We start from the raw sequence: 23924 nt of genomic DNA, 5'->3' as shown, positions 1-23924 counted from the left end.
GTTTAAACGATTAGAGAACCCCGCAAAATAAAAGGTCCGGGATAAACAGCTTGTCACAGACGGGTAAAACAGTTTAAATGAAATGTAAATAATGAAAAAATGAGCCATTTTCAATATTTTGTTGGCAAATTCAGCGAGCAGTGACAAAACCGATACTAGTAATAAAATTTGGGACAGCTTCCATCACACACGAAAACGGGGAGCTGGATGAAACAATAGTGGCTTCCATTGCCAGGCAGGTAGCCGATCTTAAGAATGAATATAATATTGTGCTGGTGTCGTCTGGTGCAGTAGCTGCGGGTAAGAAATACCTCAAGAACTATACTGGCACTATGAGTGAACGCAAGGCGGCAGCGGCTATCGGTAACCCTTTGCTATTAAGCAAATATGCACGCTATTTCTCACCATATGATATTGCTATTGCACAAAGTCTTTGTGAACGCAGGCATTTCAGCAACAGGGCCCAGTTCCTTCAGCTAAAAAAGACATATGAAGAATTATGGGCCAGCGGTGTAATACCTGTAGCTAATGAAAACGACGTGGTCAGCGACCTGGAATTAAAGTTCTCAGATAATGATGAATTAGCCACGCTTATTGCTGTCGGCTTTGGTGCATCCATGCTACTATTCAGTACCTCTGTAGGTGGTGTGCTTGATAGGGAAGGAAAGGTTGTTCCACAAATTGAGACAATTGACGCATCTATCCTGTCGCTGGCAGATACCAAAAAGTCATCCCTGGGTTTGGGTGGAATGGTGTCTAAACTCACTTTCGCCCGTTTAGCAACCCGTATGGGTATCAAAGTAGTGATCTTTGGTATTCATACCAATGATGGTATTCTTAACGCGATTGCTGGTACTACAGGTACGTTATGTTTGCCGCAACCATGCAGTATGCCCGCCCGTAAGAAATGGCTGGCCAGCGGTAGTCTGGTAACCGGCCGGGTATTAGTAGACGAAGGCGCATTATCTGCGCTGCAGAAACGACGTAGCTTGCTGGCGGTAGGCGTGCTGACTGTACTGGAAAGATTTGAAGACGGGGAGGTATTTGAGATCGTTGATGAAGAACATAATGTGATTGCTGTGGCTCGTGCCAAGGTATCTTCGGAGGTGCTGTCTGAAGACGGGAAAATGCAGAATCTCGAGGTGGCACACGCTGATGATATAGTTTTATTATAAAACTGACCAAAATTTAAAGAAGATGGAGTCTATACAACCTTTACTTGAACAGGCACAGGCTGCCACCCGCTCCCTCAAGTCACTGCCTGATCACCAGAAGCAGCAGTTGCTGCGGCAGCTGGCCGATACAATAGAAACGCACACGGATGCTATTGTTGCCGAGAATAAGAAGGATCTGGATAAGATGTCCGATGAGGACCCTAAAAAAGACCGCCTGTTACTCAATACGTCCCGTATCAGTCAATTGGCGGCCAGCCTCCGTGACATAGCAGGACTGCAGGACCCTGCCAATCAGTTACTGCTGGAAAGAACCCTGGCTAACGGACTAAAAGTCGAAAAGCGTACGGTGCCTCTGGGCGTTGTTGGCGTTATCTATGAATCTCGTCCTAATGTTACACTCGACGTTGCTGCTCTTTGTATCCGCTCAGGTAACGTTGCCGTACTGCGTGGCGGTACTGACGCTTTTCATACCAATATCATCCTGGTAGAACTGATACAGAAGGTGTTAAAGGCATTCAACGCTGATGCAAATGCAGTACAGTTATTACCGGTTGATAGAGCGCTCATCGGAGAAATGCTCACTGCCGTAAAGTATATAGATATCATTATACCGCGAGGCTCTCAGCAACTCATAGACTACGTACGCGCTCATTCAAAAGTGCCGGTCATTGAAACCGGGGCTGGCGTATGCCATACCTATGTGGAAAAGACGGCCGATCTGGAAAAGGCCAGCGCTATTATCACCAATGCAAAAGTATCCCGGCCCTCGGTGTGCAACGCACTGGATACGGTACTGGTGGATGAGCAGGTAGCGCCTGAGCTACTTCGGTTGCTGGCAAATGCCTTGCAGGATTACGACGTAGAGATCTTTGCAGACGAACTATCCTACAACCTGCTGCAGGCACTGGAGTATCCTTACCTGATCAAGGCTACGCCATCTGACTTCGGACGTGAGTTCCTGGACTTCAAATGTTCTGTAAAGGTAGTAAATGGCGCTGACGAAGCATTGCAGCATATCCAGGCATACTCTTCCAAACATTCTGAAGCAATCATCTCACAGGATAGCGCTATCAGCGAAAGATTCCTGCAGGAAGTCGATGCTGCTGCGGTATACGTGAATGCATCTACCCGTTTTACTGATGGTGGTGTATTCGGATTGGGAGCTGAAATCGGGATTTCAACCCAGAAACTGCATGCGCGCGGACCATTTGCATTGGAGAAACTCGTCACCGAAAAATGGATTGTAAGGGGAGATGGCCAGGTCAGGTAGCCAGGTTATTCACTTTTTTAAACTGATACCCCTGTTGCTTTAAATATTTAATCAGCTGATGCAGTTGCAGGTACAGCTTATCTTTCCTTCTAGGATCTGTACCTGCATGTATCAGCAGTATAGCCCCATTTAGTTTTCCTACGCGTTGCTGCTCAAATCTTTTCACTGAAGACAGTATTACCGCTGTACTTTTATAAGTGTTGCCCATCTCCGGATAGGTGTAGTCGGCATTGGTTCCGGTACCTGGTGTAAAACTGATGACCTGCAATCCCTCATCCGCAGACCATCGCGCAATGCTGTCATTCCACCACTCATACGGAGGTATATATTGTTGAACCTGTGTAGTATCAATACCCGCCTGTTGCATTGCTGTCAGGTTGTTACGGATGTCTTCAAGGAACTGCGGCCGTGTTATCAACAGACTATCCGGCTTATTCCAGTCACAGTATAACAGGTGTTTGTCTGAATGAGGCCCCATATAATGTCCTTCGTTACTCAGCTGCTTTATAACCGGCTGCAGGTCAGTATTGCGGTAGCAATTACCAGTAAGGAAGAATGACCCTTTTACCTGCTCTTGCTGCAAAACTTTATGGATGGAGGATAATCCTTCTCCAAATTCATCTGCCGTAAATACCAGGGCAATTTCCCGACGACTACTATCCATTCTGGTAATGCCACCGCTGGTCAGGGTATAGCCCTTGCTACCTGCTGCGGTCTCCTGCGCGGCCAGCAGATAGATCAGGACCGCTGTGCCATCCATTGTCGGCTCATTGGTACTGTAGTCGCCATAGTCATCGTGGTAAACTGCAAGATCGCTCTGGTATTCTGCATATTCATCTTCCTCCTGGAGCTGTATACCAATCAGGTTGTTGAAGATATTGGTATATACCGGGCCGTCAACCAGGCCTCCATCAATGGGATATTGTTTCAGGTGGGTAAATGACGAATGCGGATCAACGGGTGTATCTCCATAGGCGGGTAGTCCATATACCATAGACGTACCCCAGGGATTACAGCCGAATATCCAGTCGAAACAGGCTTGTTCCAGCTGCAAGTAGCTGGCATCTCCACTTAACTGGCGGTACCAGTAACATTGAATGGCAAATGCCACAGTCAGATTATTACTGCACCAGATGAACGGTATCCCTCTGTAAAAGGCGTTCCCTGACGCTTTCTGCCACACCCTTTCAATCCCTTCTTTGTAATAGTGTATGAGCGTATCCCGCTGACTACCCGTAACCTGCCTGGCCAGTTCAGCATGCCCCTGGTTGATAAACGGATACCACTGATAATGCCTGGCTGTATCTTTCCCTAACCAGGGTGTCATCGGCTCCTGCCGGGCAAACGTCCATGCCTGGTTAAGATAGGAGCCACCCAACGTTGCCGCTGCCAGCTCCATGTCATCAGTCCAGTTATCTTCTTCATAGAAATAAGGAGAACGCCCCGGTGCTGTCTGACAAACGCCTGGTTGGGCCATGCCAAATGCATAAGCTGCTGTTGCTTTGTGACGCAGTGTTGCTGCATATTCTGATTGGATAGAAGAAAATAGCTGCTGCCCGAGTGCGAAACAGCTACTGAACTTCCCTGCAGTAGACGCTGTGCCGGTAGACCTGTTCTTGTATTTCAATAAGCCTTGGGGTGCGCCAGTACAGAAATATACCGGCCGTTCCAGTCCGCGGTCATAGAAGTTAGTATCCTGTCCTGGTATGCGCATGCCCCGGTGATCCCGATCGTCCCCTACCTGATTATACATTCTGTCGTCCCGGGGATTCATTTTAATCAGCCAATCCAGCCCCCATTTTGCCTCGTCCAGGACGTCGGCAATACCATTGCCGCCAGACAACCCATTTGCCTGTAAAGTGTCTGAAAATGCGTTTGGGAAGTCTCTCCATGCTGCCAGTAAATGCCAGGTCGCATTTGCAGATGTCGTGGCATACTGGAGGTAGTCCGACGCATCATGCCACCCTCCGGAGACATTCACAAAGGTACTATCCGGACCATATACCGGGAAGCCATCATGCGTATGACAAGAGTCTTTTAGAAAGGGATTAAAGCCGCTTCTTTGCTGTCGCAGGTACCGCAAACAGAAATCCGCCGTTCCTTTATAGGCTGTATCGCTGATGGAGAATTTGGGCGACTGCGTATTGCCTGTTCTCAAATAGTATTGTCCGGCAGTCGTAAACGCAGTAAAATCCAGTCTGCTTGTTTGCCGGAAAGGACCATACGCCCCTGTCGCATTTCCTGCTTTATTCTTAAATACCACCTTGCCCGTGGCGACATTTACCAGTTCAAAATATTTTAATGTATCTTGTTCTTTACTGCACCACACAGCTACCTTGCTGCCTGTGCACGCGTAACCAAGCTGGTTGATGCGTATAACGTCTGCAAGGAGGGGAAGGCTGATCAAAGCGGATAATACCAGCAGCAACAGCTTTTTCATAAACGCGCAGTTTTGGGTGGAGATGGTATGATCTTTCTAATTTAATTCGTTTTTCTGCATATTAATAATAGCATCTTTGCGTTTTTGTATTTATATTAGAATGTGAATGTGCGTTTTTTTGCGGCTTTTAATCAACTGAAACTATAATTCCCGGGTATGACAGCAGGTCTATTATTTTCCATCGTCATTGCGTATTTCATCATTTTATTGATCGTAGCCTGGTACACCGGCAGAAATTCCAATAACGAATCCTTCTTTATAGGTAATCGTAACAGTAACTGGATGCTGGTGGCGTTTGGTATGATCGGTACATCTCTCAGCGGGGTTACCTTTGTAAGCGTACCGGGCGATGTAGGTAAAACGGCCTTCTCCTACCTGCAGGTGGCACTTGGTAATATGCTGGGGTATGTGGCTATTGCCTTTATATTGCTACCCTTATATTATCGCCTGCAGCTTACCTCAATTTACAATTACTTCAATACCCGCTTCGGCGTCAGATCTTATAAAACGGGTGCATCTTTCTTTATATTATCCAGGACATTAGGTGCTACAGCCCGCTTATACCTCGTCGTTAACATCCTGCAAAACCTTTTACAGGAAACCTTCAGAGAACAGTTTACGGTTCCCTTCTGGGTCACCACCATGATCATACTACTGATGATACTGCTGTATACATTTGAAGGCGGGGTAAAAACGATCGTATATACAGATACGCTTCAGACTACCTGTATGCTGGCCGGACTGGTGATATGTATTATCTATATCCTCAATCACCTGGATCTGAGTGTTGGCAGCAGCCTCCAGGCCATGGGAGAGAAGGGAATGTCCCAGGTCTTCTTCTTCGACCCCAATAGTCCGCACTTCTTCCTCAAGCAGATACTAGGCGGTGCATTTATCACTATTACCATGACGGGAATGGACCAGGAGATGATGCAGAAGAACATCTCTGTAAAACGACTGGTTGATGCCCAGAAGAATATCATGACGCTCAGTGTGATCTTCGTGATTGTGATTATCCTGTTCCTGTTTCTCGGCGGACTATTATACCTCTTCGCAGAACAGATCAATGTCACCGCTTCGGCTGATAAACTGTTCCCAACGTTGGCCCTGGATGCCCGGTATATGCCGCCTGCTATCTCCATCATCTTCATTATTGCCCTCATATCGGCTTTGTTCCCAAGTGCAGACGGCGCTATCACGGCTTTAACATCTTCCTTCTGTATAGACATCCTGGATCTGCAAACAGATAAACCGAGGTCGGAAGAACAGAAGAAAAAGATCAGACGTACTGTACATCTGGCATTTACCGGCGTCTTCCTGATCTTCGTGCTGATCTTTAAACGTATTGATAGTCCAAGTATGATCTCTGTGATACTGAAAGTAGCGTCTTATACCTACGGGCCATTACTTGGCATGTTTGCATTTGGTATCCTTACCAGGCGTACGGTAAAAGACAATATGACGCCTAAGATCGCCATTGCAGCTCCTATTCTCTGTTTTGCTCTGGAATACTTCCAGCAGTATCTTTTCCAGGGGTATAAGATCGGTCTGGAACTGCTGATCATAAACGGATTACTCATGTTTATCGGTTTATGGATGTATTCAAAGGATAATCAGAAAATAGAACAGCTATCCTGATCTGTAAATATTAAAGCCAAAGCTATGCTTACAACTGAGATGTCTTCCCATTTTAACGATCTGGAGAAGATGAGTGTCCGCGCCCTGCTGGAAGGGATCAACAGTGAAGATATGACCGTGCCGCTGGCAGTGGCAAAAGCTATCCCCCAAATAGAACTACTGGTAACCGCCCTTGTTGGGAAGATGAAAGCAGGCGGCCGCTTGTTTTATATCGGTGCCGGCACCAGTGGCCGACTTGGTATATTAGACGCCTCTGAATGCCCCCCTACCTTTGGCGTGCCGCACGAACTGGTTATTGGTATCATTGCAGGCGGAGATACTGCTATCCGTAAGGCAGTAGAATTTGCAGAAGATGATACGCAACAGGCCGAGAAGGATCTGGATAAGTACAACATTACTGATAAAGATGCGGTGGTTGGTATTGCGGCTTCAGGCACGACGCCTTACGTAATCGGAGGAGTCCAGGCCATGAAAGCCCGGGGCATCCTGACGGGTTGTGTAACCTGCAATGCTGGCAGTCCGCTGGCAGCCTCGGTGGACTATCCGGTGGAAGCAGCCGTAGGTGCCGAGTTCCTGACCGGCAGTACCCGTATGAAATCAGGTACTGCGCAGAAACTGATACTGAATATGATCTCTACCTCAGTCATGATACAACTGGGCAGGGTGAAAGGAAATAAAATGGTAGACATGCAGCTGAGTAATCATAAACTGGTAGACCGTGCAACACGGATGGTCATGAGTGAGCTGCAGATAGATGAAGCTACTGCCAGACAGCTGATAGCCGAGAAGGGCAGCGTCAGGGCGGCTATTGAAAGCAGAAAATAAATAAGTATGAACGGCAACCTACGTAGGTTATTCAACATCGCAGATAAACCGGTCAGACGCATCATCGGACTGATGTCTGGTACTTCGCTCGACGGACTGGACGTGGCACTATGCGCAATAAGCGGAAGTGGTATGGATACCCGGGTGACACTGGAACATTTTGATACTGTACCTTATCCGGTGGAGGTCAAAGCCGAAATCAGGAAGGTATTTGCCAAAGACACGATCTCTTTTCAGCAACTTTGCCTGCTGCACCCCTGGTTGGCCGCCCTGCATGCGAAATGGATACTCCAATGCCTGTCAAAGTGGTGTGTCGCACCATCCGAAGTAGATCTGATTGCCTCACACGGACAAACGGTATATCATAGTCCGAAGATATTACATCAGTTACCCGATTTTCCTAATGCGACCCTTCAGATCGTAGACGGGGATCATATTGCGGTACATACCGGCATTATCACACTGAGCGATTTCCGGCAGAAACATATCGCTGCAGGAGGAGAGGGTGCGCCGCTTGCATTGTATGGTGACTACTGTCTTTTCTCTCAAAAGGGTGAAGACAGGATTATGCTCAACATGGGCGGCATCGCTAACTTTACCTTCCTGCCGGGAGACCTGCAGGCAACGGGCGTATTTGTGACTGATACAGGGCCTGGAAATACGCTGCTTGATGCGTTCGCCCGGGAATACTTCCAGGTAGACTATGACAAAGATGCGCTGTTTGCCAGACAGGGACAGGTGAATGAAGCATTGTTAACAGCCTTAAAAGACAACCCGTTCTTTAATGAGCAATTCCCGCGTACTACCGGCCCTGAGCTATTCAGTAAAACTTATGTACGGCAGGCGCAGGAGCGTAGTAATACGACGGCTATCTCTTCCTATGATATGCTGGCAACCCTTACCCATTTCAGTGCAGATACTATTACAGACGCCTTACAACGGATATTAAAACCAGATAAGAACTATGCAGTATATGTAAGCGGGGGAGGTGCGCATAACCCATTGCTGGTTGATCTTATCAGAGCCCGGTTGCCTCAGTTACGTTTACACACTACGGGAGAATTAGGCATTGCCGGCGATGCTAAAGAAGCAGTGCTGTTTGTCATCCTGGCCAATGAAGCTATTGCTGGTGAAGGTATCGACTTTGGTAAATCAGGCATGCCTGCTATCACGATGGGTAAGTTGTCATTTCCCGCATAAAAACGCATTTCATACTGCCGATAAGTGTAAACAAGCAAAAAAATGCGGGTTTATATTTTGTTGTCTGCGTTTTTTTGCAGAAATTCAATACTGAATTCAACCAAAGTAATGATCGCCTGATGTTAAAGGAAGAACGCCTCGCATACATACTTCACCAGGTAAACCTGCATAATAAGGTATTGTCTTCCCATCTGAGCGAACAGATACAGGTATCAGAAGATACCATCCGCCGTGACCTTGCAGAACTGGCACAGGAGGGAAAGATCATCAAAGTACATGGCGGCGCATTATCCAATTCATTCCACCAGGGTATTGCATCGCAGGATGTGTATGCTGTGGAAGATAAAAAAACCATTGCTTTAAAAGCCGTTCAGCTTATACATGACGGCATGTTTGTACTAACTACCGGCGGCACTACTATTGCTGAACTGGCGCGTGTATTACCCCGTGACCTGCAGGCAACATTTATCACAGTCAGCCTGCCTGCTGCTTTTGAATATGCAAATCACCCGAATATAGAAGTGATTGTAATAGGCGATAAGTTATCCAAAGGCTCAAAGATAACCGTAGGGGGAGAAGCCATTTCCAAAATAAAGATGATCCGGGCAGACCTGTGTTTCCTGGGAAATAACGCCATTGATGCCGCAGACGGACTCACAGACAACGACTGGGACGTAGTACAGGTGAAACGTGCAATGATCAGTACGGCCAAGAAGGTTGTCGTACTTTCCATATCAGAAAAGATAGATACATCAGAACAGCTGAAGATCTGTGACGCAGAAGAAATAGATGTACTAATAACAGAGCTGCCACCCGATTCAAAAAAGCTGCAGCCATACAGGAAAAAGGGTATCCAGATTCTATAAATAAAAACAGTCAGTGATTAACTGCCGGAAACATCTCCGGCGCTGTATTATACTAACGTAAATGCGCTTATCAGCCAACCTGTAATCAATCAGTTACCTAAGGCATATTCCGCTGAACGAACAGGGAACGTCATGCCTTTGTTTATCGCTTTACTATTAAAACTTAGTTATGAGAATGTATCCATTATTCCGGCTTGCCAGATGCAGGTATCTGCTGCTATTGCTGCTGATGCAGTGTATCACTGCCGTTGCTGCTTTTGCACAGGTCAGACTCTCCGGCAGGGTGACTGACGAAACAGGCGCTCCGTTGCCGGGCATTACCGTAGCCATCAGGGGGACGAAACTAGGGGCTACCACAACAATAGATGGTATGTATACTATTAATGCGGATCTGAAACCTGGCAACTATACACTCGTATTTACCGGTATCGGATTCACGCAGAAAGAAGGTACTGTAGAGATCACCAGTGCTACTGCCTATACCGTGAATCAACAGCTTGCTGCGTCTGTATCCAAACTGGACGAGGTAGTCATCACAGGTGCCTCTATCGGCACTACGCGCAAGCAGCTGGGTAGCTACGTCAGTAGTGTAAAGGCGGATGAACTAAGCAAAGGCGCTACGGCCAATGTACTGACGGCCTTACAAGGTAAAACTGCCGGCGCTCAGATCACACAGAACTCCGGTGATCCGGCCGGCGGCATGTCCGTCAAGCTACGTGGTATCAGCACCATCAGCGGTTCTACTGAGCCACTATATATCATTGACGGGGTGATTATAGACAACTCTACCACTCGTGTAACAAATGCTGACGCTTCCTACGCCGGTGGTAACTTTGCCGGTAACGTCGGGCAGAATCGTATGGTGGATATCAACCCGGCGGATATTGAGAGTATAGAAGTTCTCAATGGCGCTGCGGCTGCAGCTATCTACGGTTCAAGGGCCAATGCCGGTGTAGTACAGATCTTTACAAAGAAAGGAAAAGGAGGCGCGCCCGTTGTGAACTTCTCCACCAGCTTCAATGTTAATGAACTGCGTAAACGGCTGGACGTAAATAAAGCCCCGCTTAAATTTGGCGGCTCTCCCGACAGATCCACACAGACAATACTGGCGGTAGATACCGTTGTTACTTCTGCTGTAAACAGGTACGATTACCAGGACTATATCTTCCGTACTGGTGTAGGTACTGATAACAATATTTCTGTTACCGGCGGACAAAATAAAACCCGGTACTATGCTTCTGCCGGTTACCTCTATAACCAGGGTATTGTAAGGAACACAGACTTCAACCGTTATAGCTTCCGTCTGAACCTGGACCAGGAGTTAAACAAGTGGATCAGCTTTAATGCAAGCGTTAACTATATCTACAGTAAGACAAACGAAAAGCCTGATGGCAACTCCTTCTTTTCTCCTACAAATGCTGTCACTATCATCGGTAATTACTACGATATACAGCGCCGCAATGCCTTGGGTAATCTCGTGGCTGTGGGCGAACGTGGACGTGTCAACCCTGCTTCGATTATCGAAGACTTCAAGCAACAGCAACAGACCAACAGGGTCATCGCTGGTGCAGGTATCAAGCTGAATCCTACCAAGAACCTGACTATTGATTACCACATGGGTATCGATAACTACAGCCAGGATGGTACTACCTTCATTCCTCCTTTTGCCTATAATGTCAGCCTGGCCTTCTTTGGCGGCGGGCCAACGCTTGATCCTACCCAGAATGGATATGCCAGCACGGGTGTGAATAACTCCTTCCTGATCAACCATGATATCAATGCAACCTACAATGCGCAGCTTACTTCTGACCTGGCTTCTGTTACCCAGGTAGGCTACTCGCTGCAATACCAGAACATGCACTATTCTTTGCAGCAGGGCAGAGGGCTGCCGCCATTTGTGCAGACTGTCAGCGGCGCTTCCACGCCCATACCCGGTGCTGATGAAAGAACACGTTTGTCAATATCCGGACAGTTCATCCAGCAGAACTTTAAATACCGGGATCAGCTGTTTGTAACCGGTGCACTAAGAATGGATGGTTCTTCGGTATTCGGACAGGATCAGCGTAACCAGGTCTATACTAAGCTTAGCGGTAGCTACGTACTATCATCCACTGATTACTGGAAAAGCCTTCATGTGGCTAGCTGGTGGAACCTGTTTAAGCTAAGAGCTGCTTACGGACAATCAGGTAACCTGACCGGTATTCCAGCATATGGGCGCTTTAATACTTACAGGGCAGTAGCTTTTATTGGCGCAGCATCCTTCACATCACCGACTACTTATACCAATCCTGATATTAAGCCTGAAAGACAGGAAGAACTGGAATTTGGTACTGATATGGCTTTTGCTGATAACCGCATCAATCTGTCTGTTAACTACTACACTAAAAAAGTAAGAGACCTGCTGATTCCCCGGGCCATTGCTCCTACCCAGGGATACAGCACCCGGCTGGATAATATAGGTTCACTTTCCAACAAAGGGATTGAAGTGGTATTGAACGTGGTACCTGTAAAAACCAAAGACTTCAACTGGGATATGACGGCTATCTTCAACCGGAACAGGAATGAGGCGCTGAATATCGGGCAGTCGCTGCTGCTATACTCTACTGTCAGCGGTGCGCCTGTAGCTATTGCAAATGGCGAGGCGATCGGCTTCTTTTACGGTACTTTCTATGCAAGGGATGAAAATGGCAGCCAGTTATTGAATACAAAGGGTATCCCGGTAACTGAAGCAGGTGTGCAGAACTCCACATTCACTTATACGCCTGCCAGAGATCCGAATACGGGACTGCCTCCGCTAAGAGGTGTAACGGCTTTGCAGAAGAAGATAGGTGACCCTAATCCTGACTGGACGGGTACATTAACAAATGATTTCAGGTATAAGAAACTGAGCCTGCACACACAGCTGGACATAGTGCAGGGCGTTGATGTATTTAATGCTGACTTCAGAACCAGGCAGGGTGTGGATAATGGAAAAGTAGCGGAACAGGAAATATTAGGTCAGTTACCACGCGGTTTCATTGCCGGCAACTACAACATACAGGAATGGAGAATAGATGATGGCTCTTTCGTAAAACTCAGAGAAGTGTCTCTCAGTTATAACATCGGCAAACTGAAAGGCCTGAGCGACCTGACAGTTAGTGTGGGCGGACGTAATCTCTATTCATGGGATAATTACAAAGGCTATGATCCGGAGGTGAACGCTGCAGGACAAAGCACGGTGTTACGCGGTATTGACTTCGGTAGTGTGCCTGCGCCAAGAACCTACAATGTTGCGCTACGTGCCAGATTCTAAAAACATCAAAATGAAGAATGATGAAAACTAATTTCAACAGATATAGTTGTTCCCTGCTGGCAGGTATACTTTTACTGACAGCGGCAGGCTGTAAGAAGGAATATGCAGATCCTTCGGGCCCCTCTTACGACCAGGTGATCAGCAGTCCGAATGCCCTGGCAGATATTACTGTCGGCTTACAGAACTGGTATACAGCCAACCGTACCAGCATATTGTATACATCCATAGCGACAGCCAGTTTACTGACAGGTGAGACCTATGTAGTCAATGCAGGTAATGCCGACGAAGGGCAGCTGTTTGCCGGCGGGGCAAGTCTGCAGAATACCAACGCCGTTGTAACCGGTATGTGGGCTGTGTCTAACAAGGTCGTATTTGATGCCAACAGGACATTGAACAGTGTAGATGCGGTAGTCAGCGACGCTAATTATGCGGCAGGTATCAAAGCCTATGCGTCTATTTTTAAAGCGCTGGCTATCGGTAATATGTCTATGTTCTGGACGCATGTGCCGGATACGATCGGTGTGAATGTGCCCTTTATTACCAGTCAGGAAGGATATAGAAAAGCGGTGCGTGTTATTGATGGCGCACTGGGCGTGCTGGCCAAGGATACAATCAGCGCTGCTTTCAGGACCAGTATACCTGCCGGTGTGAATATACTGAATACGTTGTATGCACTGAAGGCGCGTTATGCCTTATTCGGCGGGCTATATGATACTGCACTGGCAGCGGCCAATAAAGTAGCTCCTGCGGCCCCTGTTTCGGTATTTTCCTACAACACAACCTTCACTAATCCGATCTTTACGTTGGTGACTGCAACTAACAACATCTACCAGGTAATAGATTCTTCCATGGGTTTACCTGCCGGTCTCAGGCCGGATGATGCTGACCAGCGTTTCCCGTTCTATGTCGGTATTCTCAGTAATCCTAAGTTCCGGGTAAAAGGCTTCTTCAATGCCTTGACACAGAGTATCCCGGTTTATCTTCCTGGCGAACTGACGCTGATAAAGGCAGAGTGTTATGCCAGAAAGGGTGAGGTGGCCAATGGACTGACAGCGTTGAATCAGATTGTGACTAAACAGCCTGCTGCGGATCCCCTTGGTGTAGGAGCGGGATTGCCTCCGGTAGATGCAGGCACTGCGGATGAGCTGTTGCCCCTGATCTATAAACATCGCAGAATTGAGCTTTTCATGAGTGGCATGGAGCTGGAAGACCAACGCCGGTTTGACCGCCCTGTGGCAGAACGTAAACGTACCTGGCTGCCATTTCCATTTGTAGAAAGAAATGACAACACAAATATCCCGGAAGATCCGGCATTTTAAAGCAATAACAGTATAATACCTGGAGAGGCCGGCGGGGATAAAAACCTGACGGCCTCTTGTGTTTGTGGCCAGAGTGTCGTATTTTACTTATATGTATGCTATGCTGAGAGACTGTCCATAACTCTTTAAATGCCCTTGTAAAGAAAGCCTGCTTTCCGGATTTTAACCAAAAAGTTAAATATGTTTAATTTTTGCATGATAATGAAGAAATAAACTATCTTGGAATAGAAATCCGGCGCAGCAATGATATGATACGTTCAATTCCATGGCCGCATTCTCCGGTAATGATTCCAGTGATAGCGCTGACTTTGACATGAAATGATACGCTTTATATTAAACCTACAACTGAACATCAGCCTGTTCCTTCTATTACAGATCATGGGAGCAGGCTGTTTGTATGCTCAGCGTACCCGGGATACTGCCTGGGTAAAGCCATTTGTAAAGAGTAATAATGTTCAGCTGTATGGAGGTTATTCGGGCAGCAGCTTTATCTTCCAAACCAAAACAACGCCCAGGGAATACTTCCGGTTATTAGCCAATAACGCCGGTTACACGGGGATCAACCTGAATTACAAATACCTTTCCCTCTTCTACGATTTCACTTTACCTTATACCAGCCTGGCCGACCGTACCACCGGCTTACGTAACCGTAACCTGCAATTATCACAGTTTGGATACCGCTTCGGGATAGAAGCCGGGTTTCAGCGTGTAGACGGGATGTTGTTTGAAGTGCGGGGCCGCCGGAGGGATCCGCCGGTTACCTTTGAGAATATCCGCTACCGCCGGTACGATGCTAACTTCTACGTTTTCACCAATCCGGAGCACTTTTCCTATACAGCCGCCAATTTCTATAGCAGCTTACAGCAACAAACTGCCGGTAGCCTGTTGTTTATGGTCAGTCCGCAATACCAGCAGTTCAGTTTTACCCACGCAAACCTGATCGGGGATGAGCAAAAAGACTCTATGGTATACGAACTGGTCAAGCCACAGCCTGCCTGGGTATCAGCCATTGGATATGTGGGGTACTCCTGCAATATCGTACTGGAAGGCGGGCATTGGAGCATTAGTCCTACTTTACTTGTTGGTGCAGGCGGGCAATACCCATTATATGACAACCGTTTCAACCCGAAAGAGATCAGCCTTGTATATAGTGCCATTGGCAGGATTAACGGGGGATATAATGGTGACCATTTCTTTGGATACCTGAGCGCCAGTCATGATTATGCACGGGACCATCTGCCGGCAGCGCACCTGCATCTGCAGAACAGCGATTTCTCCCTCACCGTCGGGTACCGTTTCCCAAGCCTGAAGCACAAAATTCTGGGCGTTCTGTAAAAAGTTGCGTAAGTAATAGGATTTTTTGTAAGTTCCTTGCCTGATTTAACAGGAAGCTAATTAATATCACTATGCAATTGAAAAGAACATGGCTGGTACCGTTATCGCTGGTACTGGCAGCTACGCTATGCTCTTTGTCTTTACCTCCGGAAGAGAAAGCCAAAAATCTGAAAGTATTACCCAAAAACATCAGTCATGACGATCTGATAAAGGAAATGCGTGGTTACAACAAAGCGTTGGGTGTAAAATGCGATTATTGCCATGCAAAACAAGCAGATAATCCACAGAAGATGGACTTCGCCAGCGATGCAAAAGAAGAGAAGGAAATAGCGCGTGACATGCTGAAAATGACCTACCGTATTAACAAGAAATTCTTTAAATCCGGCAAGGATGAAAAAGGTATGCAGGTAATGACAGTAACTTGCTATACCTGTCACAACGGACAGAAAGAACCGTCCTCCAGGCCGCCGGCGGCAGAAGAAGGGGCCCGGCAGCACTAAACCCGGTTTGGGAGGAATGAGTAAAAGCAATATCTTTATAAAGATACATCTACCTATTGTCGTATTAACTATTACAGATTACACAACTTAAATGTAAGACCATGATTGCTTTTAACTCCCTCGCCATTCTGGCCGTACTGTTCTTTGTCGCCCACGTTGTATTACTGTTTACGTCATTCGGGAAAAACGGATATCAGAAGAAACGGTATTTCTATTCGCACCTTACACTCTGGATCAGTGGTGCATTAGTATTTCTGCTGGCCATGCTCTTTGCAGGTACTAATACTTCCACCATCCTGGATGTGTTTGATACGCCGGGCAAGCAATTACTGATCCTGGGATTGGTAGTTGTCCTATCTTTCACTGCACACACAATCGTGCGATTGCTGGTGATTCCAAAGTATCAGCTGGGCAGCAAATAGTTATCAGCTATATTATTTTAAAGAGGGATTGTAACTACCGGTTACAGTCCCTCTTTTCATTTCCGGTATACATCATTCACCCGCCAGACGTGCCTTTCCGGGGCATAATTTCGATGTTGATCAACAATAGAAGTATCTGACTTAGATACTATCAAATGCCAGACGAACATGCTTTGAAAGCGCTGAAATAGTGGTCTTACTGATATTGGATGACGACGAATCTGTACTTCCAACAGCCTCAGTAGGTTGCAGTATTTTTATACATCACCAATATCATTTCAAATGGCTATACAAACTTCTATCCTGACCTTCACTGGTCAACTGGGTACCATGATAGGGTACCGCCGTAAAGGCAAGTACTTTACGCGCAGTGTACCACAATCAGTCAGACAAACTGCTGCCACACGCCATGCAGCTATCCGTTTTGGCATTGCCAGTCAGAAGGCAGCACTGATCCGCCATGCTTTTTGTCCTATGCTTGATGTGCATAACGATAAGGCATATATTAATCAGTTGAACAAAGTACTCATAGGCGCAACCGGCAATACAGTCAGCAGTATCACCGGCTTCCGTTTTAATCAGCATACCGGCATGAACCGTTTCTTTAAGGTATTACCTGTGTTGACTGCTGATAGCGCCTTACATATTCCTGCGCAAACCATTACTACCCGCAAGGGAGTAACTGCGCTTGAAGTAAAAGTGATGGCGGCACGTATCAGCTTTGCTACGCGCCAGGTAATCGGGCGTACTTCCACAACAATATTGATCAATGCTTCCCAACCATTCGACGGAGCGTCCATCCCTTGCAATATACCTGGTATCGGTACGCTGCTAGCGACTGTACAGGTACGGGCTATGTGTGGTGATACAGTATCCGGTAATGTGAAGGATGCAGCGGCAGATATTGCCGGAGTGCTGGAACCCGTGCGCTTACCTGCTGTTCAACCCACCTTTGTTGATAAGTCACACCTGCGCATAACTGAAGACGGTATGCTGGATTATAATAATTATTCACCGGCTACCGGTGCTTATGTACAGAGAGAATAAAGTAATACGGTCAGTTGAGTGTCTATTGGTGAGTGACTATATCTATTGAAATAAATAACCCTGGTTCCCGTATCAACCCCTTTACCTGCAGCTGCCTGCTGCGGGGCTATTGTCATTGTGTGAATGTGTCTGTGCTTCTCTTCATCTGATCAATACCTTTATAAATGCGTCCGGAAGTATACACCGGCTCAAGTCCACGTTGGCAAGGTCGCTGCTATAGTGCTTGCTTTGTGTGAGGAGTGGGGTGATACCATCTACTCATCTGCATTGCCTGCAAGACAATATGCGGTAATACTACCAGTAATGAGAATAGCCAATAACCTGTATCTCGGCACTACAATTCCTTTACCGGTGATATTGCAATCTTAACTTCTCTATCTCAGGCATCCAGAACTGTTCTGGTTTTTCCACTTCATGCCCTGCCTGCAGGAAGAACTTTTTCAGCAGATCAAATGTCAGGAAGTCTGCCTTGATGCCCAAACCCTGCGCTGTCTCCATGTGGCAACAGCTGAGGCATACGTTCAGCACGGATATTACTTCATGCTGATCGTTGTAGAAGATAATGCCATCGCGGAAGTGTGGTGCGCATAGCAATGCCGCTCTTTCTGTGATCGGTGTATTCAACGCTTGCATAACCGCTGTTGCCAGTGAGTGGTCCTTGCTGATAGTATGATGTAAGATAGCTGAAGGATGGAGGTCGCCGGCAGGACCGGTCAGGTAGTCGGTCAGCTGCATATCTTTAAAAGCTTCACCTCTGCAGAAGGAGTAGGTTTTCAGATAAGTAAAGTCTAATTGCCGGATATATTCTTCAGCGGACGTATAATTAATTGGCATATGGATCAGGACACTTGTCTGACCCAAAGTAAGCAGTTTTCCGGAAAGTCTCCAAATTAGCTGGCCTGACTACTCAGGCGTCTGCTGTTTGCATCAGTGCCCGGTAGCCCAGTTCTGCGCCTCCGCTTATGTGCATAACATGGCCAGTGATGAAGCGTGCCTTATCAGAAGCGAGGAATACGCAGGCATCTGCAATGACATCACCTTCCGGGCAATATCCCAGCGGGTGTATATCGCGCATATACCGCTCAAAGCCTGCACCGTTGGGCTGGTGTTTTCCCCATTCCCGCAACATAGGCGTCCATACGCCGGCGGGCGCTACTGCATTGACCCGTATCTGGAAAGGGGCATAGTCCAGTGCCATGGATTTTGTGAGTGTATTGATAGCGCCTTTGCTGGCGGTATAGGCAGCATGATTTTCCTGCCCTATCTCTGCTACCAGGCTACTGGTGTTAATGATACATCCCCTGCTTTGTTTCAAGGCAGTGATACCATGTCTGGTGGTGAGGAAGATGCTTTTCAGGTTTGTATTCATTACCTGGTCCCACTCTGTTTCGGTGGTGTCATGTAAAGGACTGGAAGGATGTGCGATGCCGGCATTGTTGTGGATAACGTCTATCCTGCCATATTTATCCAGCGTTTCCAGTATGGCGCGGGCTACATCGTCGGAGCGGGAGATATCTGCGAAGATGGCACAATGTTTATCTCCGAGGATATGAATAGCGGCTGCGAGGGCAGGCGCATCGTTGGATACAATCACAACGATAGCGCCTGCTTCTGCATATTTAAAGGCACACTCCAATCCGATGCCGGAGGAGCCGCCTGTCAGTAAAATGGTCTTACCGGTAAGCAGTTGCATATAATGAGGGTTATAAGGAGGATCAGCTTTTAGTAGCTGTGATGTCTTTTATTTCTCCGTTGATCTTTACTTTCACTTTTACAGGCGTGGGTGCGGTGATGCGATAGCTGGTGACTTTTCCATCCTTCCAGTCAAAGCTGACGGTGTAGTTGCCTCTTGCTTTCAGACCTTTTACGCTTCCTGCAGCTTTCCAGTGGTCGGGAACAGAGGGCAGCAGATGGATCATTCCCGCATGACTTTGCAGCAGCATTTCAGCGATGCCCGCTGTTGCGCCAAAGTTACCATCTATCTGGAAGGGAGGTCCGGCAGATAACATGTTATTGTATACACCTCCGCCTGCGCCGTAGTTAATGTCCGTTCTTGCGGTAGGTTTCAGCAGTTCCTTCAGCAGTTTGAAGGAGCGGTTACCGTCCTGTAGCCTTGCCCAGAATAGTAGCTTGTAGGCGATGGTCCAGCTGGGGCCATCATCGCCTCTTACTTCCAGTGTTTTCTTTGCCGCTGCTGCTAGTTCCGGCGTATGTTCTGCTGTGATGAGCGAGGCAGGGTACAATCCCCAGAGATGGGAGATATGCCTGTGCTCAGGATCGGTTTCTTTATAGTCTTCCAGCCATTCCATAATTCTGCCGTCCGGAGCCACTACTCCGGGAGGAGGCAGCTGAGCTAACTTGCCTTGCAGCTCTTTACGGAAATCAGCGTCTGTATGTAGCACTTCTGAGGCAGTGATGATGTTGTCAAATAGTTCACGTACGATCTGGTTGTCGATAGTTGCGCCGATGCAGATGCTGGCATGCTTGCCGTTGGGCAGGTAAAAAGAGTTCTCCGGAGATGATGAGGGCGACATGACCAGCCAACCGGTCTTTTCATCTTTGATGAGCAGACTGTTATAGAACTCAGCAGCACCTTTCAGCACGGGGTAGATATCTGCCAGGTATTTTTTATCATGGGTGAATGCATAATGTTCCCAAAGGTTGTTACACAGCCAGCCGGAACCGGATTTGGTAGCTCCCCAGGAGGCGCTTTCGCCCGGTTCAGTAAAGCCCCATACATTAGTGATAACGTGCGCTACCCAGCCGGGAGCATTGTAATAAGCTTTGGCTGTGCGCTGACCGGGAACTACCAGTCCTTTTACGAGGTCGGCCAGTGGCAGGTTCAGTTCTGATAAGTTAGACACTTCTACCGGCCAGTGGTTCATCTGAACGTTCACATCCAGGTGGTAGTCACCGTTCCAGGGCGTCTGTATCTGATTGGCCCATAAGCCTTGCAGGTTGGGTGGCAATAGCCCTGGTCTTGTGCTACAGATGTTCAGGTAGCGGCCAAACTGGTAGAACAATACCGGCAGTTCATTATCTGCCGTTGCGTTATTGTAAAAAGCAGCCAGCCGTTTATCCGTTGTAAGCTGCCCGGAATTGCCCTTTCCCAGGTTAAGCTGTACACGGTCAAACAACCGGGTGTAATTGCGTATATGGGCTTCCTTTTGCGTTTTATAGGGCTTTTTCATGGCAGTAGTCAGCTGACGGTCTATAAGCGCCCTGAAATCTTTATGTTTGAAGTCAGTGCCGGCTGCCACAAACAGTGTTACTGCAGTGGCGTTTTTGATGACCAGCGCATCTTTTTCTGTGGTGATGGTACCGCCGGTAGCCTGCGCTTTCACCGTAGCCTGGTACTGCATTCCTTTACCATCAGTGCCATTGTCCAGCTGACCGTATATTTCCAGTGCTCCTTTCTGTGTGCGGGTAGCGACTCTTTCCGGCCTGCTCATGGTAATACGCAGGTGCAGTTGTCCCGGCTGACTGGCGGTCAGTCGTATCAGTGAAAGGTCATCGCCGAAGCTGGTAAAGTACTCGCGGCGGTAAGTAACGCCATTGACCTCATAACTACAGGTGGCAACAGCATCCTGCAAGGAGAGCTGTCTTTCATATTTTGTAGGCACTGCTTTATCTGTATGTGCATACGTATAGGCAATCTGCAATTCTCCCAATGTCTGGTAACAGCCGAAGGGTACACTGCCAGAACCCTTGCCCGTGCAGATGAAGTCTTTATCCATCAGTGCCTGTGCTTCATCATTCCGTCCTTCCTTCAGCAAAGACTGTATGCGGGGCAGCTGTTTATACGCCTCGTAATTGTTGGCATCCTGCGGCGCGCCTGACCACAGGGTGATGTCGTTCAATACGACTTTCTCCCTGTCAATGCCGCCATCAGGCATCATCCCCAGTCTGCCATTACCCAGCGGTAGTGTTTCTTCCCATGCGGCCGCGGGTTTGTCATATTTCAATGCCAGCGGTCCTTGCTGCGCCTGACTGAAGCAGACAGGCATCATGAGCGCAATAGTAGCAATAACGTGTTTCTTCAAGATCTTCATCTGTTTAACGAACTTATTCTTTATTCCAGAAAGTGATTTCGGACATGTTTACATAACTGTTTTCTCCATTCGCGTTATGTAATACCCTGATCCGTATGTATCGCACCGGAGGTGGATTGTCAATAAGGTTTGTTTTGTAGGCGTTGTTGCCATTGTCTGTTCTGATAACTTCTTTTAACAATGTCCAGCCTTTGCTTTCCATGGCAGCTTTCCATCCACCGTCATCAGGACTCATTTCTGGGATAGCATCTGTCAGATCTGCTATACCCCATACTTCAAACCGGTCAGGATTGTTACAACAGTCTCTGCCCGTCTCTTCCAGCACGCCTAAATTGCTGTATACTTTACCCATGTCAAAGCTTAACACTCTTGGCAGGTTACCGCCACCATCACTGTGAAAAATGTTGGGGTATCCCTGGGGACCAACAGATCCATCCCATAGTTTGCTGACCCGGGTATCTGACTGGAAGATGCCCATATCGCCCCACATATCATGTTCCCGGAACAGGCTTTTATCGCAGGCTACCAGTCTGTATATAGAGGGGAACGTATCATACCGTGGCACCTCAAATGTATCCAGTGCATTTGATACAGGAATATAGGAAGACTGATATAAAACAGGCGTGCCGAATTTATAGTCGGTGAGTGTAAGCTCATCGGCGGCAGCGTTCAGTGATACATGTGTCTCCTGGTTGTTCTGATTGGTGTATTTCAGGATTGTACGGATATTGATGGTATCTGGTGCTACGAAACGTAGTGTAACAGAGTTGTCGTCATTTACAGTGTAGGGGTTATCCGGATTGGTCAGCCTGTTATTCAGCGTAGCAATATATACTGAACCGTATACCCTGGCATTATTGATCTCTGTGGATACGGAGCGGTTGCCTTTCGCATCGTAGGAGTAGATCATGAAAGAATACACATATTCAGACAGGTCAGCAATGGTACATCTGACAGTATCTGATGTGCCATGTGTGGTAGCTGGAATGTTGATGGAATCTGCGCCATTGTTCCAGAATACCCTGTACTGTGTAATGCTCTGATCAGGACTTGGCTGCCAGATCAGTTGTACGCGGCCGTTACCTGGCAACGCCCTGGCATTAGCTACCTTGCCGGGATATACCAGTTCTTCGCCATTAAGGTATTCACGGTAGTCGGTAGGTGTTTTACTACATCCCATCATCAGCAGCAAGCCGGTAAGGAGGCAGGTATTGTATAGTTTATATTGTTTCATTGTTAGCTTGTTTTGCAGTGTTATCTCGGATCGCCCCAGAATGTCAGTTCGATGATGTTGAAGAAGCTGTTGGTCTGTGCCATGTTGGATATACACTGGAACCGCATATATCTTACCTTAGGCAGATTGAGCGAGAAGTTGTAACTGAAGCCGGCATTCCAGAATGCCAGGTCGGCATTGTTGTATTGCGGATTAGGCAGTTTGGAAGGCTTATCATAAGCAGTAAAGTAGCCCAGATTGATCCAGCCTTTAGGCGTCACGCCACCTACAGGAGGCAAATGTTGTTCATCAGGCATCGTTTCATCTTCCGGCGTATCTTCACGGCCCCATAGTACCCAGGTCTGTGGTGCGCCTGCCTGCCATAACCAGTTGCCGCTGCCATCGATACCCCTGTTCCAGATGGTGTAACGGCTTAGTCTTGTAGCCTTGCCCATATCGAAGGTGATAACAGCAGGCCATACTAATGGCTGTATCGGTTGCTCTGTATGGTAACCCGGCGACTGTGTAGAATTGTTCCACAGGTTTTCTATTGACCATCCAAAGCCCGTCCTGGCATCTGTACCCAGCTGGTAAGAGCGGAACAGGGATTTATCCATCTGCGTTTCATACACGGGAGTAATAGTTGCATAGGCGGTATCAGAGATATTGCCCCACTGGTCGGTCACATACACGCCAAACTGCTGCGGGATGGTATCATAACCATGCAGACTGAAAGTTATACTGTCCTGGTCTGTGTAGTTCTGGGAGATAATCTGGTATTTATCCATCTTATCCGGCGCAATGGTAACAACACCAATATTGGCCTTTGCCCTGTTGATGGCAGTGATCTGTACGCCGCCGAAGTCCTGTCTGATCTTAATGGTAGGGCGGGTCAGCAGGTAAGCAGGCGTGTCAGGATGTACCTTCACGTGTACAGGTTCTGACATCACCTGTGCCCGGCTTACGACCAGCAGTTCCACATCATACTCCTGACTTTTAGCAAAGCCGCTGACCGTGATACTATCTGAGTAATAAGAAGACTTTGTTTGCCTGGAAGACTGTTCGTTGATCTTATAGTTTGCCTGTACATACAGGATATTGGCCGATTTAGGCAGAGTATAGGTGATGTATGCGCCTCCGTTGAAGTTGGTGACCTTGACGTTGGTCACGGGTTCAGGTTTCGTCATATCTGTGGATACAATATCGTTGTACCCATCTACCTTTTTACAGGAGAAAAGCAGCAGGACTGATATAGCGAGTAACAGTAACTGTTGTGTATAATGTGTGTAATACTTCATACGTGAAAAATTGTTTGATGAATAGATACAAC

Annotated in this window: 18 protein-coding genes; 12 read left to right on the top strand and 6 right to left on the bottom strand. The window is 47.4% G+C overall.

Annotation, left to right across the window (positions count from 1 at the left end):
- Positions 1-140: 140 nt before the first annotated feature.
- Both proB and K1Y79_RS13400 read left to right on the top strand, forming a co-directional pair.
- Positions 141-1175, top strand: coding sequence for a glutamate 5-kinase (proB, locus tag K1Y79_RS13405; RefSeq protein WP_220250574.1), 1035 nt, complete (start codon positions 141-143; stop codon positions 1173-1175).
- Between the two features lie 22 nt (positions 1176-1197).
- Positions 1198-2445 carry a glutamate-5-semialdehyde dehydrogenase gene (locus tag K1Y79_RS13400; RefSeq protein WP_220250573.1) on the top strand — a complete coding sequence of 416 codons (1248 nt, stop codon included), beginning with the start codon at positions 1198-1200 and terminating at the stop codon, positions 2443-2445.
- Here K1Y79_RS13400 and K1Y79_RS13395 read toward each other — a convergent pair.
- Entirely contained in the window at positions 2438-4885 is a 2448-nt protein-coding gene (locus tag K1Y79_RS13395) for a glycoside hydrolase family 9 protein (RefSeq protein ID WP_220250572.1), read from the bottom strand. The genes K1Y79_RS13400 and K1Y79_RS13395 overlap by 8 nt on opposite strands.
- A 156-nt stretch (positions 4886-5041) precedes the next feature.
- Here K1Y79_RS13395 and K1Y79_RS13390 point away from each other — a divergent pair, with 156 nt between their 5' ends.
- The 10 genes from K1Y79_RS13390 to K1Y79_RS13345 all read left to right on the top strand — a co-directional run bounded on the left by K1Y79_RS13390 (position 5042) and on the right by K1Y79_RS13345 (position 17329).
- Entirely contained in the window at positions 5042-6523 is a 1482-nt protein-coding gene (locus K1Y79_RS13390; protein ID WP_220250571.1) for a sodium:solute symporter, read from the top strand.
- A 24-nt stretch (positions 6524-6547) separates the two neighbouring features.
- Entirely contained in the window at positions 6548-7348 is an 801-nt protein-coding gene (gene murQ, locus K1Y79_RS13385; protein WP_220250570.1) for an N-acetylmuramic acid 6-phosphate etherase, read from the top strand.
- 6 nt (positions 7349-7354) lie between these two features.
- Entirely contained in the window at positions 7355-8548 is a 1194-nt protein-coding gene (locus K1Y79_RS13380; RefSeq protein WP_220250569.1) for an anhydro-N-acetylmuramic acid kinase, read from the top strand.
- A 119-nt stretch (positions 8549-8667) separates the two neighbouring features.
- Positions 8668-9414: a DeoR/GlpR family DNA-binding transcription regulator gene (locus tag K1Y79_RS13375; protein WP_220250568.1), complete on the top strand. Its 747-nt coding sequence runs from the start codon at positions 8668-8670 to the stop codon at positions 9412-9414.
- 169 nt (positions 9415-9583) lie between these two features.
- Positions 9584-12706, top strand: coding sequence for a SusC/RagA family TonB-linked outer membrane protein (locus K1Y79_RS13370; RefSeq protein ID WP_220250566.1), 3123 nt, complete (start codon positions 9584-9586; stop codon positions 12704-12706).
- 20 nt (positions 12707-12726) lie between these two features.
- Positions 12727-14025, top strand: coding sequence for a RagB/SusD family nutrient uptake outer membrane protein (locus K1Y79_RS13365; RefSeq protein ID WP_220250565.1), 1299 nt, complete (start codon positions 12727-12729; stop codon positions 14023-14025).
- A gap of 318 nt (positions 14026-14343) precedes the next feature.
- A complete protein-coding gene (locus K1Y79_RS13360) occupies positions 14344-15360 on the top strand; it encodes a DUF4421 domain-containing protein (protein WP_220250564.1) in 1017 nt (338 codons plus the stop codon).
- 71 nt (positions 15361-15431) lie between these two features.
- Complete coding sequence (locus tag K1Y79_RS13355; protein ID WP_220250563.1) at positions 15432-15860, top strand: c-type cytochrome; 429 nt, start codon at positions 15432-15434, stop codon at positions 15858-15860.
- 101 nt (positions 15861-15961) lie between these two features.
- Positions 15962-16282 (top strand): hypothetical protein, encoded by a 321-nt coding sequence (locus K1Y79_RS13350; protein ID WP_220250562.1) that lies wholly within the window; start codon positions 15962-15964, stop codon positions 16280-16282.
- A gap of 282 nt (positions 16283-16564) precedes the next feature.
- A complete protein-coding gene (locus K1Y79_RS13345) occupies positions 16565-17329 on the top strand; it encodes a hypothetical protein (protein ID WP_220250561.1) in 765 nt (254 codons plus the stop codon).
- A gap of 345 nt (positions 17330-17674) precedes the next feature.
- Here K1Y79_RS13345 and K1Y79_RS13340 read toward each other — a convergent pair whose 3' ends face one another.
- Genes K1Y79_RS13340 through K1Y79_RS13320 form a run of 5 tightly spaced genes read right to left on the bottom strand, consistent with a single transcriptional unit; the run spans position 17675 to position 23892 of the window.
- Positions 17675-18190, bottom strand: coding sequence for a hypothetical protein (locus tag K1Y79_RS13340; protein WP_220250560.1), 516 nt, complete (start codon positions 18188-18190; stop codon positions 17675-17677).
- A gap of 46 nt (positions 18191-18236) precedes the next feature.
- Positions 18237-19022 carry an SDR family NAD(P)-dependent oxidoreductase gene (locus tag K1Y79_RS13335; RefSeq protein WP_220250559.1) on the bottom strand — a complete coding sequence of 262 codons (786 nt, stop codon included), beginning with the start codon at positions 19020-19022 and terminating at the stop codon, positions 18237-18239.
- 22 nt (positions 19023-19044) lie between these two features.
- The gene (locus tag K1Y79_RS13330) at positions 19045-21381 is read right to left on the bottom strand and encodes a glycoside hydrolase family 95 protein (RefSeq protein WP_220250558.1); all 2337 of its coding nucleotides are present in this window, start codon (positions 21379-21381) and stop codon (positions 19045-19047) included.
- A gap of 13 nt (positions 21382-21394) precedes the next feature.
- Positions 21395-22615, bottom strand: coding sequence for a DUF4998 domain-containing protein (locus tag K1Y79_RS13325; protein WP_220250557.1), 1221 nt, complete (start codon positions 22613-22615; stop codon positions 21395-21397).
- 20 nt (positions 22616-22635) lie between these two features.
- Positions 22636-23892: a DUF4959 domain-containing protein gene (locus K1Y79_RS13320; RefSeq protein ID WP_220250556.1), complete on the bottom strand. Its 1257-nt coding sequence runs from the start codon at positions 23890-23892 to the stop codon at positions 22636-22638.
- Positions 23893-23924: the final 32 nt, after the last annotated feature.

This window comes from Chitinophaga rhizophila (assembly GCF_019492185.1).
GTDB classification, from domain to species: Bacteria; Bacteroidota; Bacteroidia; order Chitinophagales; family Chitinophagaceae; genus Chitinophaga; species Chitinophaga rhizophila.
Note: the sequence above shows the minus strand (reverse complement) of the source record. Positions and strands in the feature narration are given on the sequence as shown.